The organism is Succinispira mobilis DSM 6222 (assembly GCF_000384135.1).
GTDB lineage: Bacteria > Bacillota > Negativicutes > Acidaminococcales > Succinispiraceae > Succinispira > Succinispira mobilis.
The window spans coordinates 828,026-844,732 of record NZ_KB913028.1 but is presented as its reverse complement, the minus strand read 5'-3'; the positions used below and the strand labels follow the sequence as shown (position 1 = coordinate 844,732).

Sequence of the window (16,707 nt, the reverse complement as noted above, 5' to 3'; positions counted from 1 at the left end):
TTTATCACCACCTCTTTAGTTAATATCTAAATCATGTTTTTTTTAGTTCTGCTTGGAATTTATACAAAAAATTCAACGCTTCTAATGGCGTTATGCTTGGTAAATCCAACTCTAAAACTTCTTGTAACAAAACATCATTAAATAAGTCGCCTGTTGAATGATTATCTACAGATTTTTTCGCAACACTAGGCGTTTTCTCTGGTTGACATATATTATTATCCTTAGCATAAAAATCTACTAGTGCGGTTGCTCTAAGCAACACTGAGCTAGGCAATCCTGCTAATTGAGCTACATGTACACCATAACTCTTATCAGAACCGCCCCTTACAATCCTTCTTAAAAAAACTATTTCGCGGCCACGCTCACGAATTGCCACGCTAAAATTCTTTACTTCAGTTAGACAAGTTTCAAGCTCAATTAATTCGTGATAGTGTGTAGCAAATAAGGTTTTTGCTTTTATCTTTTGTGCAATATATTCTACCACAGCATGAGCAATACTAATCCCATCATAAGTACTTGTCCCACGGCCAACTTCATCTAAGATAATTAAACTTTTTTTATTAGCTCTTGCCAAAATTCCAGCAACTTCTTGCATCTCTACCATAAACGTACTTTGTCCAGTTGCTAAATCATCACTGGCACCAACTCTAGTAAAGACCTGCTCAATTGGAGAGATAGTTGCTTGGCTTGCTGGAATAAAGCTGCCAACTTGAGCCATAATACACAATAAAGCAACTTGGCGCATATATGTAGACTTCCCAGCCATGTTCGGTCCAGTAATTATCTGTATCCTTGCGCCGGCAAAATCTGTATTGTTAGGTACAAACAATTCTTTTTTTAGTAGTCTTTCGACTACTGGATGCCTACCTTCTACAATTTTAAGCTGGTCGCCGCTAACAACTTGTGGACAAATATAGTTATAGCGGTCCGCTACAGTAGCAAAACTTAAAACTAAATCTAATAAAGCTAATTGCTGTGCCAACAACTGTAACTCCTTAATGTTTTTAGCTACTTGTAAACGTAAGTTTTCAAACAAAAGCAATTCCAATTGATATACTTTTTCTTTAGAGCCTAAAATTTTATCTTCAAATTCTTTTAATTCGGCAACAATATATCGTTCCCCATTAACTAGGGTTTGCTTACGGATAAAATTAGCTGGTACTGCACCTACATTTCCCTTACTAACTTCAAGATAGTACCCAAAAATTTTACTATAGCCTACTTTTAGATTTTTAATTCCTGTAAGCTCTCGTTGTTGTTGCTCAAAGTTTTTCAACCAAGTATCACTATCTTGTGATAACTCTCGCAGTTCATCTAAGTCTTGACTGTAGCCACTCTTAAACACCCCACCATCTTTTATAATCAGGGGTGGGTTTTCTACCAAAGCCTGTTCTAATAAAACGCCTAATTCACTTTGCAAAGCCAATTCTAAACCTAATTTTTGTAAAAGTCCGCTTGCTGTTAAATTGCTCAGTTCTACTTTTAAACTCGGTAATTTTATTAAAGTCTGCTTTAAATTAACTAAATCTCGTGGGTTTATCGTGTTTAACTCTACTTTGGATAAAAGCCGTTCAATATCACAACAGTTATCTAACAGCTCAGCAATTGTATCTCGCCGCAAAGTTTCTTTGATTAGTACGCCTACAGCTTCTTGCCTAGTTCTGATCGTGTTTATATTTAGGAGCGGAAATTCAATGCTTTTTCGTAGTTTACGGGCCCCCATACTGGTCCGAGTTGCATTTAATGCCCAAAACAAAGAATTTTTACTGCCATAGTCGTTTGTATTGCGCAACAATTCTAGATTTCGCAATGTTGCTGTGTCCAAACGCATGTATTCTTCTTGAACAATTTCTTCTAGTTTATTAATATGCTTACAATCTATTTTTAAAATATATTGTACATAAGCTAGTAAGTTTTCTATGGCTTTTACTGCAACAATTTGAGCTGGTCGTTGTTCAAAATGTTTTTCTAACAGTTGTTCGGCAACATCAGGTTTGTAGTAAGTTAGCAGGCATTTTGGAAAACGACTCTGCAAAAATTCTAGCATAACATCATTTGCTGGAGTAATTGTTTCTAAAATTAATTCTACTGGATTTAAACGAGCTAAACTATCCAATAGCAAGCTATCATTTTCTAACCTGCCCAAGTATTGGTACTTAAATTCTCCAGTGAATACATCAACTACTGCTAAAGCAGCTTCTAACTCATAGCGCACTACTTGTACTATATAGCTATTACTCCCTTGTTCTAAATTTTCATTAAAAAAACTGCCTGGGGTAACAACTTTAATAACTTCGCGTTTTACCAACCCTTTAGTCATTTTAGGATCTTCAACCTGTTCACAAATTGCAACCTTATAACCTTTATCTATAAGTTTGGCAATATAATTATTTGCCGCATGGTAAGGAACCCCACACATTGGGATTTTATTTTTATTCCCACCGTCACGAGCTGTAAGCGCAATTTCTAACTCTCTCGATGCCAAAACGGCATCATCAAAAAACATTTCATAGAAATCCCCCAAACGAAAAAACAGAATCTCTTGAGGATGTTTTGCTTTCACACTCAAGTATTGCGCTATCATTGGTGTTGGATTTTCTAACATATTTGCTCACCTTTTAGTAACCAAGTTTGAGCTTGGGTAATTTTAACCTGTATAAGATCACCTATTGCAATATTCTCTTTAATTTTAGGCCATAAAACGATTTTATTACCGGTAGTTCTGCCCGTCAATACTGTAGCATCTGTTTTACTTGAACCTTCACACAAGACCTCCACTACTTTACCTACATAAGCTTCATTTTTAGCCAAACAAATTTCGTTTTGCATCGCTAACAGTTTATTAAACCGTTCTTTTTTAACTGGAAGTGGCACCTGTTCACTATATTCACTCGCTGGAGTTCCTGAACGACGCGAATATAAAAATGTATAGGCAGCGTCATAGCCAGCTGCTTTCACAGTATCTAAAGTAGCTTGAAAATCAGCTTCTGTTTCGCCTGGAAAGCCTACAATTAAATCCGTAGTCAAAGTGGCTTGGGGTACATAATGCCTTACCAATTCCACTAGTTTCAAATACTCGGCAGCTGTATAACCACGATTCATTCGCTTTAAAATTTTATCACTACCTGCTTGTAAAGGTAAGTGGAAATGGTCACAAATATGTTTACTGTTCGCAATAGTTTTTATTACCGCTTCATTCATATCTCGCGGATGACTAGTCATATAACGAATTCGTTCTACTCCTGGGATGGCATCAACGATTTCCAATAATTTAGCAAAATTGTCTTCTCCGGGGAATTCCTTGCCGTAAGAATTAACATTCTGTCCTAACAAAGTAAACTCTTTAAAGCCCTTTGCAACCGCCTCTTTAATTTCTTGCTCAATTTCCGCAAAACTTCGGCTACGTTCTCTGCCTCGCACATGCGGTACAATACAATAAGTGCAGAAATTATTGCAACCATACATAATTGGAATCCAAGCCGCAAAACTACTTTTACGCGCACTTATACCGCTAAATTCAGTTTTAGCATCAGCATTTTGTTCTAACAAAATCAACTTTTTGCGATTTTCCAAAAAAGCCTGTATGATTTCTAAAAAACTATTTACATAATGAGTCCCTATAACACAATCAATATAGGGGAATTTTTTTATTAAATTTTTCCCCTCTTTTTGGGCCATACAACCTGCAATAACTAAAACTAATTCTTTGTTTTTATTTTTTAAATGTTTAATTTCACCAATTTTACCAAGAATTTTTTGTTCTGCACTTTCTCGTACGCAACATGTATTAAAAACAATAACATCAGCAATTTCAATAGTTGGCGCTTGTTCATAGCCTAACGTTATTAGTTGTGCCGCATAGTGTTCTGTATCACTTTCATTCATTTGACAGCCAAAATTTAATATATGATAAAATTTATTTTTTCCCATCTACACACCTTGCCTTATAAAAAAATATTATCTTTACATTATACAATATCTACTCTAGATAGTAAAATTATCATCATAACAAATAAAGAGCCACGATTATGTGGCTCTTTACGCTCTAGGCTTGAAGTAATTCATCAATTTGTTTCTTATCAAAACCAACAACAACTTGACCGTCTTTTTCTAATACGGGAACTGTCTGTTGCCCTGAAATTCTTAGCATTTCTTTAAAAGCCTGCTCGTTTTCTTCGACATTAATTTCTAAATACTCTACACCTTTTTGTTGTAAATAGCGTTTTACTTTCGCACACCAAGTACATTCTTCAATTGAATAAACTTTTAGCATCACTAAAACCTCTCTCTCATCTACTATATTTTAAATTTTTCAGATATTCTTCAGCATTAATTGCCGCTACGGTACCATCACTAACCGCTGTTGTAAGTTGACGGATTTTTTTACTCCGAACATCGCCAGCCGCAAAAACACCCGCGACTTTTGTTTGGCAATCCTCTCCAGCTACTATATTCCCATAAGAATCTAATTCTATATATGGGGCGTACATATCTGTTCTGGGAATCCAACCAATAAAGACAAACATTCCTGGGACTTCTATGGTTGTTTGCTCTTTGGTATTAACATTTTCTAAAACTACTCGCTCCAGATTTTGTTCACCTTGCAAGGTTACAACTTGCATATTATACAAAACTTTAATTTTAGCATTCGCCAAAAGCTCATCTTGCACCTTAGCTTCTGCCTGCAGACTTGGACCATGATGTATCAACAATACCTCACTTGCATAGCGCGTTAATGATATCGCTGCCCCCACGCCTGCACGTCCCCCGCCCACAACCATGATTTTTTTGCCCTCATATAAATGGCCATCACAAAGTTCACAATAATGCACACCTTTACTTTTAAACTTGGTTTCTTCAGGCAAAGGTAAGGTTCTTCTTTTCATCCCCGCTGCAATAATCACAGCTTTAGGTTTATAAATAAAACTATCTGTTTCAATAATTTTATCTGTATCAGTTAGTTTTACACTTAAAATCGTGTCAAACTCATCCACTTTCGCCCCTTGTTTTTCAGCCTGCTGATGCATTATTTCCATTAGTTCCGCACCCGTGGTATTAATAAAACCCGGATAATTCTCAACGCTATAAGCATCTAAAATTTGCCCGCCAATTAACTGATCTTCTAAAATTAAAGTATCAACTTTTAGCATAGCCGCATAAATACCTGCACTTAAACCTGCTGCGCCTGCGCCAATAATTAATAATTCCAGTTCTTTAATCGGTTTTTGCATAACCTCTACCTCATTTATAATAATTTTTCAATATCAGGCGCAATATCCAACGGATTAACCATGGATTCATAGCGCTTGATAACCTTTCCTTGTTTATCTATCAAAAATTTAGTAAAATTCCACTTCACTTCATCACCTACTAAAAATTCCGGTAAATTGCTTTTTAAAAATCCACTTAACTTCTCGCCTAAAAATTCTAAACCTGCAAAGCCTTGTTGTTCAACTAAATATTTGTAAAGTGGTTGTGCATTTGCGCCGCGAACTTCTGATTTAGCTAATATAGGAAAAGTTACCCCATAATTAACCTGACAAAAATTTTGGATTTCCTCGTCTGTTCCTGGTTCTTGACTAGCAAATTGGTTAGAGGGAAACCCTAATATTACTAAGCCCCGCTCTTGGTATTGTTTATATAGTTTTTCTAATTCAGCATACTGTGAGGTAAACCCACATTTACTCGCTGTATTCACAATCAATAAAACTTTATCTTTATACTCACGCAAACAAATTTCTTCACCATTTTTCTTTTTAACTGTGAAATCATGTACACTCATAACCTTCACCTCTATAGCAAGAGCTAACTTGCTATCCTTTCTTTTTTTGCTTGCAACTTATGCTTATAATTCTTTATACACCAATATTATAAATTAGTCAATCTTAATTAGCAATAATAAAAATTTATTAAGATTTATTTTCCACAATTATTTTTTTATGCGAAAAAATTAAAGCTGGATTAAGAATTTTTACGTCTTAATCCAGCCTAAATCTGTTTCTATATTATTATTCGCAATCCACAATTACACAGCAGCCAAATAATGGTAGCTGTTATGCGATAAACAAACTAATTATAAATTTTTTAATATTTCTTGAACTGCTGGTAAATAAGCTTTACCAACTTCCAAATTCACTACAGAACCATTTTTTCTAATACGTGCTTCTACACAACCTTGTTCTAAAGTTTTTGCACCTACTGTAATCCGCAATGGATAACCAATTAAGTCTGCATCTTTAAATTTAACTCCGGCTCGCTCATTACGATCATCTAATACTACTTCAACTTTGCCTTGTTGCAATTGTGCATAAACTTCTTGAGCTACTTCCATTACTTTTTCATCTTTCGTATTCGCCGGAATAATAACTACATGATAAGGCGCAATTGCTACTGGCCAAATAATTCCGTCTTCATCATAGCTTTGTTCAATTACCGCTGACATCGTACGTGTAACTCCGATTCCATAACAACCCATTACCATTGGTAATTCTTTACCATTTTCATTTAAGAAAGTTGCTTTTAAGGCTTTACTGTATTTCGTAAACAATTTAAATACTTGTCCAACTTCAATTCCTCGTGCTTTTTTAACAGCTTCACCACAAATTGGACATGGATCATTTTCTTGAATTAAGCGCACATCAGCAATCGCATCATAGGTGAAATCACGGGCAATATTAGCATTTATATAATGCTTATCAAGTTGATCTGCTCCACAAATAACATTATACATCTTCGCCACAGTGCTATCTAATAAAACATAAGCTTGTTTTTTACCAACTCCACCAATAAAGCCTGCTACCGTTCCCGCAGCTTGAATAGCTTCTTCATTGGCCATTTCTAAAAATAATGCGCCAAGATGATTTTGCACTTTGATTTCATTAACTTCATGATCACCACGTACCAAAACAATAACTAGACCTTTATCACTATTATAAACTACAGCCTTAACTGATTTTTCGACTGGAGCATTTAAGTATTCACATACTGCGGCAATAGTTTTCGCATCTGGAGTATCTACAATTTCCAACTCTGCCAAAGCTTCTTCTGCCAACACTATTGGTTTTAGCTCAGCTTTTTCAACATTTCCTGCATAGTCACAACTTGGACAATAAACTATTTCCGCTTCACCACTATCTGCTAAAGCCATAAACTCATGTGAGCCACTACCACCGATTGCTCCTGAATCTGCCTCTACCGGTCTGAATTTCAAATTACAGCGCGTGAAAATACGTGTATAGGCATCATACATGCTTTTGTAACTAATATCTAAGCCAGCCTCATCTTTATCAAAAGAGTATAAATCTTTCATGATAAATTCTCGGCCACGCATCAAGCCAAAACGTGGCCGACGCTCATCGCGATATTTATTTTGAATTTGATACAAGCGCACTGGTAATTGGCGATAAGAACGAACTTCGCCGCGTACTAAAGTCGTAATCATCTCTTCGTGCGTTGGCCCTAAGCAAAAAAAACGACCATGACGATCTTGTAGGCGAAACATTTCATCACCATATACGTTCCAACGTCCACTTTCTTGCCACATCTCTGCGGGCTGAATAATCGGCATCAATAATTCTTGACCGCCTGCATTATCCATTTCCTCGCGTACAATATTCTCAATTTTTTTAAGAACTTTCCAAGCCAAAGGCAAGTAGGTATAAATTCCAGTAGCTGACTTACGCATAAATCCAGCCCGTAACATTAGTTTATGACTGATAATTTCTGCCTCTGCTGGAACCTCTCGTAAAGTTGGCGCATATAAATTACTTGCTAACATATTTATTAAATCTTCCTTTCTGCAATCAAAATATCTATTTCTTTAAACAACTCGCCGATTAATTGAGCTTCGGGTACTTTTCTCAAAACCTCACCTTTTTTAAAAATCAACCCTTCAGCAATTCCACCCGCAATACCAATATCAGCTTCGCGTGCTTCACCTGGACCATTCACTATGCAGCCCATTACAGCAACCTTTATCGGTTCACTAATTCCAGCTAAGCGCTGTTCAACTTGCAAAGCTAATTTTTCTAAGTTAATATTAGTTCGCCCACAAGTGGGACAAGAAATAAGCGTCGGTCCATAGTCACGTAAATCTAAAGCCTTTAAAATTTCTCTAGCAACGCGCACTTCATGTACGGGGTTGCCAGTTAAAGACACACGCAAAGTATCACCGATTCCCTCTGCTAACAAAGCACCAATTCCCACCGCCGATTTAATAATCCCAGAATTAATGGTTCCCGCTTCCGTTATCCCCAAATGCAAAGGATAGTCATAAGTCTCTGCCATTTTTCTATAAGCCGCTAAAGTAAGCTGCACATCATGAGCCTTTAAAGATACTTTTATATCTTCAAAATCATAAGCCTGTAAAATTTTAATATGGCGGGTAGCCGCTTCGACCATCGCCTCTGCTGTAGGATGTCCATATTTTCCCAATAAATCTTTTGGTAACGATCCAGCATTAACCCCAATTCTAATCGGAATTTTTGCTGTTTTTGCCGCCAGTACAACCTGCTTTACTTTTTCTGTTTCACTAATATTCCCAGGATTTAATCTTAAAGCATCAATACCTTGTTCAATCGCACCTAAAGCTAATCGATAATCAAAGTGAATATCCGCAATCAAGGGCACATTTACTTGAGCCTTGATCGCCCCAATAGCAGCACAGGCTTGTTGATCTGGAATCGCCATCCGCACCAAATCACAACCAGCCGCTTGCAATTCTCGAATTTGCTGAACAGTCGCTCCAACATCATGAGTTTTCGTATTGGTCATCGACTGTACACTAATTAAGGAGTTACCACCTATTTCAACCGTGCCTATTTTAATTTTCTTGGTCTTTTTTCTTTCCACACTTATCATTCCTAACCAAATATGTTAAATTTACCGATATCTTTAGAAGTTGCTAACAGCATTATCGCCATTAAAATAGCAAATCCAATCATTTGTGTAATATACAATACTTTGCCACTAAGCGCTTTTCCTCTTACGGCTTCAATTAAAAGATTTACTAAATGACCACCATCTAGTACTGGAATGGGCAATAAATTTATTACACCCAAATTAATACTCAACAAGGCTGCAAATGTTAGTAAAGGAATAATCCCAAGGCGAGCAATATCACCAGCCATCTGGGCAACCCCAATTGGGCCTGCTAATTCTGCTTCTGTTTTACCTCTTAACATACTAAATAACCCGTCTACCATGCCGATAGCCACTTTGTAAGTTCTTTCTACTGACATTACAGCCGCCTCACCAATACCAGGCTTAATTAGCTCTGTAGCTTGCATAATCCCAATAAGATTTCGTCTACTTTTCTCATCATACTTAGGCAATAATTTCACAGTACGTTCTTGACCTTGACTAACAACTGTAAACTCCAAGCTCTTATTGCTAGGATTTGTGTTTAAACTCAGTACCAATTCTTGCCAACTATTAATACTTTTCTCATTAATTCTTATAACTTTATCTCCGGCTTGCAATCCCGCTTGTGCCGCTGGAGCATTTTGTACAACTTTCCCAATTATCGGTTGTTCTAATGGCTTTTCGTAACCACTCGACATAAATACCACAAAAAGTAATAGAATCGGTAAAATAAAATTCATAGCTGAACCAGCTGCAATTACAAACATTCTTGCTAAAATCGGTTTATTAGCAAAAGAACGTTCGTCCGTTGCCTCTTCTTCACTCATGCCTTCTATTTTATTAAACCCCCCCAACGGAATTAATCGTAGGGAATATAATGTTTCTCCATCACGTTGTTGATATAGGACTGGACCAAAACCAATAGCAAATTCCTCAACCTTCATGCCCGTGGCCTTAGCTGCTAAAAAATGCCCTAATTCATGAACAAAAACCAATAATCCAAAAACAAAAATTGTTGCTAATAATGTAATCAAATTAACCTCCACTCTATAATCTAGATTTTTTTATATATTCAGTTGCCAGTTTTCGACTAGTTGCATCAACTTGCAAAATATCTGTAAATGTATAATCGTGAATATTCTCTTGTTGTGATAATACAGCTTCGATCACTCGAGGTATTTGCACAAAATTTATTTTCCCCGCTAAAAAGTTCTCTACAGCTATTTCATTGGCAGCGTTGAATACGCAAGGCATAACGCCATCGGCTTTCCCAGCTTGATAAGCTAAATCTAAACAAGGAAATAATCCTAGATTAGGCTCTTCAAAGGTTAAATTGCTATACTTCAAAAAATCCAAGCGCCCAAATCCAGCAACCAATCTTTTAGGATAAGTAAGGGCATATTGAATGGGCAATTTCATATCCGGAATTCCAAGTTGGGCTATCACTGCACCATCAACATACTCAACCATAGAATGAACAATACTTTGAGGATGAACAACAACATCAATTTTATCATAATCTAAAGCAAATAACCACCTTGCTTCAATAACCTCTAGCCCTTTATTTGCCAAACTCGCAGAATCTACCGTGATTTTACGCCCCATGCTCCAATTAGGATGTTTTAGACAATCCGCAATCGTAACTTTTTCAAGTTCTTGCGCCGTTTTAGTCCTAAAAGGCCCCCCTGAAGCTGTAAGAATAATTCTATGTATTGCCGTCAAATCTTGTCCCTGCATACTTTGTAAAATAGCACTATGCTCACTATCGACTGGCAAAATAGCTACTTGATGTTTTTTAGCTAAGTTGGTAACTAATTCACCTGCTGCTACTAGAGTTTCCTTGTTAGCTAAAGCAATTGTTTTGCCAGCTTTTATCGCTGCAAGTGTTGGTTTTAAACCAGTAAAACCAACAACTGAAGTAAGCACTACATCTACTTCTGGTTCGGTAGCCAGCTCCTCTAAATATTCTTCCCCGATTAATATTTGGCAATTACCTGAATAATTAGCTCTAAATTGTTCACCAACCTGTTTATCAGCTATCACTACCTTCCTAGGGCAGAATTCCGCCATTTGTTCTTCCAGCAGATTTACATTTGAACCCGCTGCTAAAGCTGTTATGCTAAATAATTCTTTATTGGCTCTAACCACTTCTAAACTTTGTCGACCAATAGAACCTGTGCTTCCCAATATCGCTAATTTTTTCAATTTTACACATCCCTATTAAACTATTGCAATTTATGCTAACAAAACCAAATAATATATCAACGGCAAAACAATAATTAAACTATCCAAACGGTCTAAAATTCCACCATGTCCTGGGAAAAAATTACCTGAGTCTTTTACCTGCAACTTACGTTTTAAAACAGATTCCAGTAAATCACCAATAGGCGCAAAAAAAGCCACTATTAAGCCAATAGCAATTAACAATTGGTACTGCATTTGCAAAAAATTATTTCCCAAATAAACAATAGTTGCTAAACAACCAATAAAACCTGCAACTGCGCCTTCCCAAGATTTTTTGGGACTAATAGTTGGACACATTTTATGTTTGCCCAAAGTTATCCCGAAAAAATAAGCAAAGGTATCGCTAGCCCAAGTTCCCAATAGCACCAACCATAACACTAATTCGCCAAAAGTATAATTACCATAACTAGTTGTCAAAATAAAATTCGGCAAAAATTCTCTTAATAAAATAAAATGGGCCGGCAAAACTCCCGTATAAAAAAATCCCCAAAAAGTATAATTGATTTTTTCAAACCAAGCAGGATCTTTATGTAAAGATAAAGTGGCCACAAACAAACTAAGGAAAGTTACTGTAATCCCAGCGGCTAACCCTTGCAACCCAAATTGCCAAGTTACAAATAAAACGATCATATTCGCACCTAAACCTACTGGCAAGAGCTTAATTTCATTTTTTTCCAACATCTTTTTTAATTCTATCCAAGCACCCATCGACAAAATCATTGCTAATAAAGCAAAAAGTGCTCCCCCTTGTACAATCGCTCCTGCTACAATTGGAATTCCGATCAGCGCTGTTAAAATACGTTTAAGCACTTTTTTCACCTGCTATTCTAAATTTATTTTAGACCGCCAAAGCGGCGATCGCGTTTTTGAAAATCTTGAATTGCTTGTATAAACAATTCCGCTGTAAACTCTGGCCAATACTTATCTGTTAACCAAATTTCCGCATAAGCAATTTGCCAAAGCAAAAAATTACTTATGCGCATATCACCACCTGGTCTAATTAATAGGTCAACGTCTGGCAAATTTTCTGTATATAAATATTTAGCAAATTTTTCTTCTGTCAAATTATTAATATCTAGTTGCCCAGCCTGTGTATCCACTACAACTTTTTTTACGGCAGCTAATATCTCCGCGCGACCGCCGTAATTTATTGCTAAATTTAAAACCAAGCCCGTATTTTCAGCTGTATCTCGTAAGGTATTTTGAACCTTAGCTTGTAATTTGCTGGACAAGCCTGTAATGTTACCACTAAAAACAACTTTTATATTATTGCGATTAAATTCCTCAATCTCTTCTGTCAGATATTTATCCAACAATCCCATTAAAATATCAACTTCTAACTGCGGTCTTTTCCAATTTTCTGTAGAGAACGCATAAGCGGTCAAAGCCTTTATATTTAGTTTCTGCGCAATTTTAACAATTTTACGCAAAGTTTCAGCGCCAACATAATGTCCATAAGTTCTAGGTTTACCTTGTTGTTTAGCCCAGCGACCATTGCCATCCATAATTATGGCAACATGTTGCGGCAATCTATCTAAGGCGATTTTCATCGCCGAATATTCATTGTTCAGATCGATTTTATTATCCAAAATTATTGTTTCTTTTGGCTTACGTGAAAAAAATCTCTTTAACATAAAACCTCCACATCATCTGTACTAATAAAAACCCCCCTCTATAAAACACAGAGGGGGTCTTATGCTAATTAGCATATTAAGGAGCAACGATTGCGCTTACTGGACAAACAGACGCGCACGCACCACATTCAACACACGCTTCTTCACTGATTACATAAATTGGAGAACCTTCGGCAATAGCTCCTACTGGACAAGTTGCTGCACAAGAACCGCAAGCAACACACTCTTCTGTAATTTTATAAGCCATCTTCTACACCTCCCTTCAAACAACGTTTATTTACAAAGTAAAGGGTACACACTTCCTCCGAGAGTTCTTGTTTCACAACAAACTTTCTCTCTATAAAGTCACCTTCATTATACACAAAAGGGGACTTGGTTTCAACTAGAATATATTGTAACTGTTTTTTTTCCAATAGAGCTAGAGCGTCTTCTAACGGATAGCCTAATAAATCAATTATCTCATTCAAAAGTTAAACCTCTACTATTTCTTTTTCTTTTAATTGATAAATTTCATCAGCTATTTTTATATATTTATCCGTTAATTTTTGCATATCTTCTTGTGCTTTTTTGCTTTCATCTTGAGCTATTTCTTTGTCTTTTTCTAACTTTTTAATGCAATCATTTGCATCTCTGCGAATATTTCTTATCGCAACTTTAGAATCTTCTACTTTTTTACTAACGCTTTTTACTATTTCTTGTCTTCTTTGTTCTGTTAACTGTGGAATATTCAAACGAATTACCGAACCATCGTTATTAGGGTTTAAACCTAAATCAGATTTCATAATTGCTTTTTCAATATCTTTCAACAAGTTTTTTTCCCAAGGTTGAATTACAATCATTCTTGGTTCAGGCACAGTGACATTAGCAAGTTGATTTACTGCAGTAGGAGTACCATAATAGTCAACCATTACTTTTTCTAAAATAGATGGATTGGCTCTACCAGCTCTAACACTCGCTAAATCATGTTTTAAAACATCTAATGCTTTTTTCATTTTATTTTCATGGTTAGTTCTAATTTCTGCTACACTCATTCTATTTTCCTCCTACAATCGTGCCAATTTTTTCCCCTTTGGCCACGCGATAAATGTTTTCAGGATCATCAATATTAAAAACAATAATCGGAATATTATTATCCATGCACAAGCTAATTGCTGTAGAATCCATAATACCTAAGCCACGTTGAATAACTTCGATGTATTGTAAACAATCAAATTTAATTGCCGCAGCATTAATTTTAGGATCAGAATCATATACTCCATCAACATTTTGCTTACCCATTAAGATAGCATCTGCTTCAATTTCAGCTGCCCGTAAAGCCGCTGTTGTGTCTGTTGAAAAATAAGGATTTCCTGTACCTGAAGCAAAAATAACTACTCGGCCTTTTTCCATATGTCTAATTGCTTTTCTTCTAATATACGGTTCTGCAACTTGACGCATTTCAATTGCCGTCTGCACTCGAGTATTTACACCTTGATTTTCTAAAGCATCTTGTAAGGCCAAAGAATTGATAACAGTAGCTAACATACCCATATAATCGGCCGTTGCCCTATCCATTCCTTTAGCACTCCCAGATAAACCACGCCAAATATTGCCGCCACCATTAACTATCGCTATTTCTAAACCTAACTCACTAATTTTTTTAATCTCTTTAGCAATATTTTCTACAACCACAGGATCAATGCCATAACCTTTATCGCCAGCTAAAGCTTCTCCACTCAACTTTATAACAACTCTTTTAAATTCATTCATCCTATCACCTCTTTCTGCACATTTAAGTGACCAAGTATATTATATATTATCCCTGCTTAGCAAACAAGAGAACACAACCGTGTTCTCTTGTTTGTTTAATACATAATTTATCTTATTTTACGAAAGACATTACTTCTGCTGCAAAATCATTTTCTTGCTTTTCGATACCATCACCAAGTTGGAATCTAACAAAACGACGTACGTTAATGTTTTCACCAATTTTAGCAATACTTTCAGTAATCAATTCTTTCACTGTGATATCTGGATTTTTAATAAATGGTTGCTCCAACAAGCAAACTTCTTTATAGTATTTTTCAATACGTCCTTCTACCATTTTATCTACGATTTTTTCTGGTTTGCCTTCATTTAAAGCTTGTGCACGAAGTACATCACGTTCGTGTTGCAATAATTCTTCAGCTACTTCTTCACGAGCAACATAAAGTGGATTATTAGCAGCAACTTGCATAGCAATATCTCTAGCTAAACCTCTAAAACCTTCAGTTTTAGCAACAAAGTCTGTTTCGCAGTTTACTTCTAAAAGTACACCAATGCGACCTGCTCCGTGAATGTAAGCTTCTACGATACCTTCAGCCGCAACACGACTAGCTTTTTTAGCAGCCGCAGCCAAGCCTTTTTCTCTTAAAAAGTCAATTGCTTTTTCAACATCGCCGTTTGTTTCAGTCAATGCTTTTTTACAATCCATCATGCCCGCCCCAGAGCGTTCACGCAATTCTTTTACCATAGCACTTGTAATCATCAAAAAATCCTCCTTAGAGTTTTATGCGTTTATTTATATATTCGAAAATTACTCAGAAATTTCTTCAGTAACAGCTTCTTCTAGTTGTTCGCCTTGTCTACCTTCTAAAATAGCATCGCACATTTTTGCAGCAATTAATTTTACCGCACGAATTGCATCATCATTACCTGGAATTGGATAATCAACTTCATCAGGATCACAGTTAGTATCGATAATAGCTACAACTGGAATTCCTAGTTTGCGTGCTTCAAGTATAGCAATGCGCTCTTTACGTGGGTCTACAACAAACAATGCGCCTGGAAGACCTTTCATATCTTTAATACCGCCTAAGAATTTATCTAGACGATCCATTTCATGACGCAAAGACAATACTTCTTTTTTAGGCAATACGTCAAAAGTACCATCTGCTTCCATTCTTTCTAGGTCGCGTAAACGATCAATTCGTTTTTGAATAGTTTGGAAGTTTGTCAACATCCCGCCCAACCATCTTTCATTTACGAAAAACATATTTGAACGAAGTGCTTCTTCTTTCATTGCCTCTTGAGCTTGTTTTTTAGTACCAACAAATAGAATTTTTTCACCACTCATCGCTACATCGCGCACAAAGTTGTATGCTTCTTCTACTTTTTTTACTGTTTTTTGTAGGTCAATGATATAAATACCATTACGCTCAGTAAAAATATAAGTTTTCATTTTTGGGTTCCAACGTCTTGTTTGATGACCGAAATGAACCCCTGCTTCTAATAATTGTTTCATGGAAATAATTGCCATTTTAAAACCCTCCTGTTTTTTCCCTCCGCAAAACTCAACTCAACAAGAAACTTCACAGCACAGCTTGTCAATCCTTTTGCGTGTGTATTTTACACTAAACCTAATTTTAGCATAAAAACCTAGATGCTTCAAGTGTTAATTTTGAAACATCTAGGTTTTTTCTTTTAAATATTTTACTAAGTTAATCTCTGCATATCCAACACCCAAGGTTTGAGCAATTTCTTGTTCAGATACCCCTGTCGCCAATAAATTGCTAATTTTTTGATATCGTGGCTCTTGTTGAAAAATATCTTCTGAGATATTTTCTTTTGCTAAAATATTAGCAAAAGCGGTTGTTGGTTCGGCTGTTTGCTCTAAAGTATCCAAAGTTGATTGTTTTTCCAGCTTTTCTCCCAGAGAATTTTTATTTTCCCCAGCTATTCTTGCTTGATATATTATTTTTTCAGCCTTCTGAATTTCCAAACGCAATTCACTAAGGGCGAGGTTAGCACTATCTAACAGTTCCGTCAACTCTGCCGTACTTACTTCCATATTCTCTACGGCCGCCTGTGAAACTTCTTGGAAATTAATTTCCAATTGCTTAATCCGTTGTTCATAATTAACTAATAGGCTAGCATTCCTTGCTCGTCTTTTATAAACAAAAATTATGATTACACAAACCCCTAAAATTAAACCAAATAACCAATACAT

Annotated in this window: 18 protein-coding genes; all 18 read right to left on the bottom strand. The window is 36.2% G+C overall.

The genetic code is table 11. From position 1 onward, the window contains the following. Positions 1-31: 31 nt before the first annotated feature. Entirely contained in the window at positions 32-2,605 is a 2,574-nt protein-coding gene (gene mutS, locus SUCMO_RS0104050) for a DNA mismatch repair protein MutS (RefSeq protein WP_019879231.1), read from the bottom strand. Next, positions 2,599-3,930 (bottom strand): tRNA (N6-isopentenyl adenosine(37)-C2)-methylthiotransferase MiaB, encoded by a 1,332-nt coding sequence (gene miaB / locus SUCMO_RS0104045; protein WP_019879230.1) that lies wholly within the window; start codon positions 3,928-3,930, stop codon positions 2,599-2,601. The genes mutS and miaB overlap by 7 nt, the downstream gene beginning before the upstream one ends. 115 nt (positions 3,931-4,045) lie before the next feature. Further along, on the bottom strand, positions 4,046-4,273 hold the full coding sequence (locus SUCMO_RS0104040; protein ID WP_019879229.1) for a glutaredoxin domain-containing protein: 228 nt from the start codon (positions 4,271-4,273) through the stop codon (positions 4,046-4,048). Positions 4,274-4,289: 16 nt separating this feature from the next. After that, on the bottom strand, positions 4,290-5,231 hold the full coding sequence (locus SUCMO_RS0104035; protein ID WP_019879228.1) for an NAD(P)/FAD-dependent oxidoreductase: 942 nt from the start codon (positions 5,229-5,231) through the stop codon (positions 4,290-4,292). A gap of 14 nt (positions 5,232-5,245) precedes the next feature. Beyond that, a complete protein-coding gene (locus SUCMO_RS0104030; RefSeq protein ID WP_019879227.1) occupies positions 5,246-5,782 on the bottom strand; it encodes a glutathione peroxidase in 537 nt (178 codons plus the stop codon). 291 nt (positions 5,783-6,073) lie between these two features. Continuing rightward, entirely contained in the window at positions 6,074-7,777 is a 1,704-nt protein-coding gene (locus SUCMO_RS0104025; RefSeq protein WP_019879226.1) for a proline--tRNA ligase, read from the bottom strand. Between the two features lie 5 nt (positions 7,778-7,782). Next, a complete protein-coding gene (ispG, locus tag SUCMO_RS0104020; RefSeq protein WP_033297094.1) occupies positions 7,783-8,859 on the bottom strand; it encodes a flavodoxin-dependent (E)-4-hydroxy-3-methylbut-2-enyl-diphosphate synthase in 1,077 nt (358 codons plus the stop codon). 2 nt (positions 8,860-8,861) lie between these two features. Further along, on the bottom strand, positions 8,862-9,896 hold the full coding sequence (gene rseP, locus SUCMO_RS0104015; RefSeq protein WP_019879224.1) for an RIP metalloprotease RseP: 1,035 nt from the start codon (positions 9,894-9,896) through the stop codon (positions 8,862-8,864). Positions 9,897-9,909: 13 nt separating this feature from the next. Then, the gene (locus tag SUCMO_RS0104010) at positions 9,910-11,067 is read right to left on the bottom strand and encodes a 1-deoxy-D-xylulose-5-phosphate reductoisomerase (RefSeq protein ID WP_019879223.1); all 1,158 of its coding nucleotides are present in this window, start codon (positions 11,065-11,067) and stop codon (positions 9,910-9,912) included. 30 nt (positions 11,068-11,097) lie between these two features. Next, positions 11,098-11,916 carry a phosphatidate cytidylyltransferase gene (locus SUCMO_RS0104005; RefSeq protein ID WP_019879222.1) on the bottom strand — a complete coding sequence of 273 codons (819 nt, stop codon included), beginning with the start codon at positions 11,914-11,916 and terminating at the stop codon, positions 11,098-11,100. A 23-nt stretch (positions 11,917-11,939) separates the two neighbouring features. Next, positions 11,940-12,740 (bottom strand): undecaprenyl pyrophosphate synthase, encoded by an 801-nt coding sequence (locus SUCMO_RS0104000; protein WP_019879221.1) that lies wholly within the window; start codon positions 12,738-12,740, stop codon positions 11,940-11,942. Positions 12,741-12,816: 76 nt separating this feature from the next. After that, entirely contained in the window at positions 12,817-12,987 is a 171-nt protein-coding gene (locus SUCMO_RS0103995; RefSeq protein WP_019879220.1) for a DUF362 domain-containing protein, read from the bottom strand. Continuing rightward, positions 12,977-13,207, bottom strand: coding sequence for a hypothetical protein (locus SUCMO_RS0103990; protein ID WP_019879219.1), 231 nt, complete (start codon positions 13,205-13,207; stop codon positions 12,977-12,979). Before SUCMO_RS0103990 ends, SUCMO_RS0103995 begins: the two co-directional genes overlap by 11 nt. Before the next feature lie 3 nt (positions 13,208-13,210). Continuing rightward, complete coding sequence (frr, locus tag SUCMO_RS0103985; RefSeq protein ID WP_019879218.1) at positions 13,211-13,771, bottom strand: ribosome recycling factor; 561 nt, start codon at positions 13,769-13,771, stop codon at positions 13,211-13,213. Position 13,772: 1 nt separating this feature from the next. After that, positions 13,773-14,489 (bottom strand): UMP kinase, encoded by a 717-nt coding sequence (gene pyrH, locus SUCMO_RS0103980; RefSeq protein ID WP_019879217.1) that lies wholly within the window; start codon positions 14,487-14,489, stop codon positions 13,773-13,775. 112 nt (positions 14,490-14,601) lie between these two features. Then, entirely contained in the window at positions 14,602-15,246 is a 645-nt protein-coding gene (gene tsf / locus SUCMO_RS0103975; RefSeq protein ID WP_019879216.1) for a translation elongation factor Ts, read from the bottom strand. Positions 15,247-15,294: 48 nt separating this feature from the next. Beyond that, complete coding sequence (gene rpsB, locus SUCMO_RS0103970) at positions 15,295-16,017, bottom strand: 30S ribosomal protein S2 (protein ID WP_019879214.1); 723 nt, start codon at positions 16,015-16,017, stop codon at positions 15,295-15,297. A gap of 150 nt (positions 16,018-16,167) precedes the next feature. After that, on the bottom strand, positions 16,168-16,707 hold the full coding sequence (locus SUCMO_RS0103965) for a hypothetical protein (protein WP_019879213.1): 540 nt from the start codon (positions 16,705-16,707) through the stop codon (positions 16,168-16,170).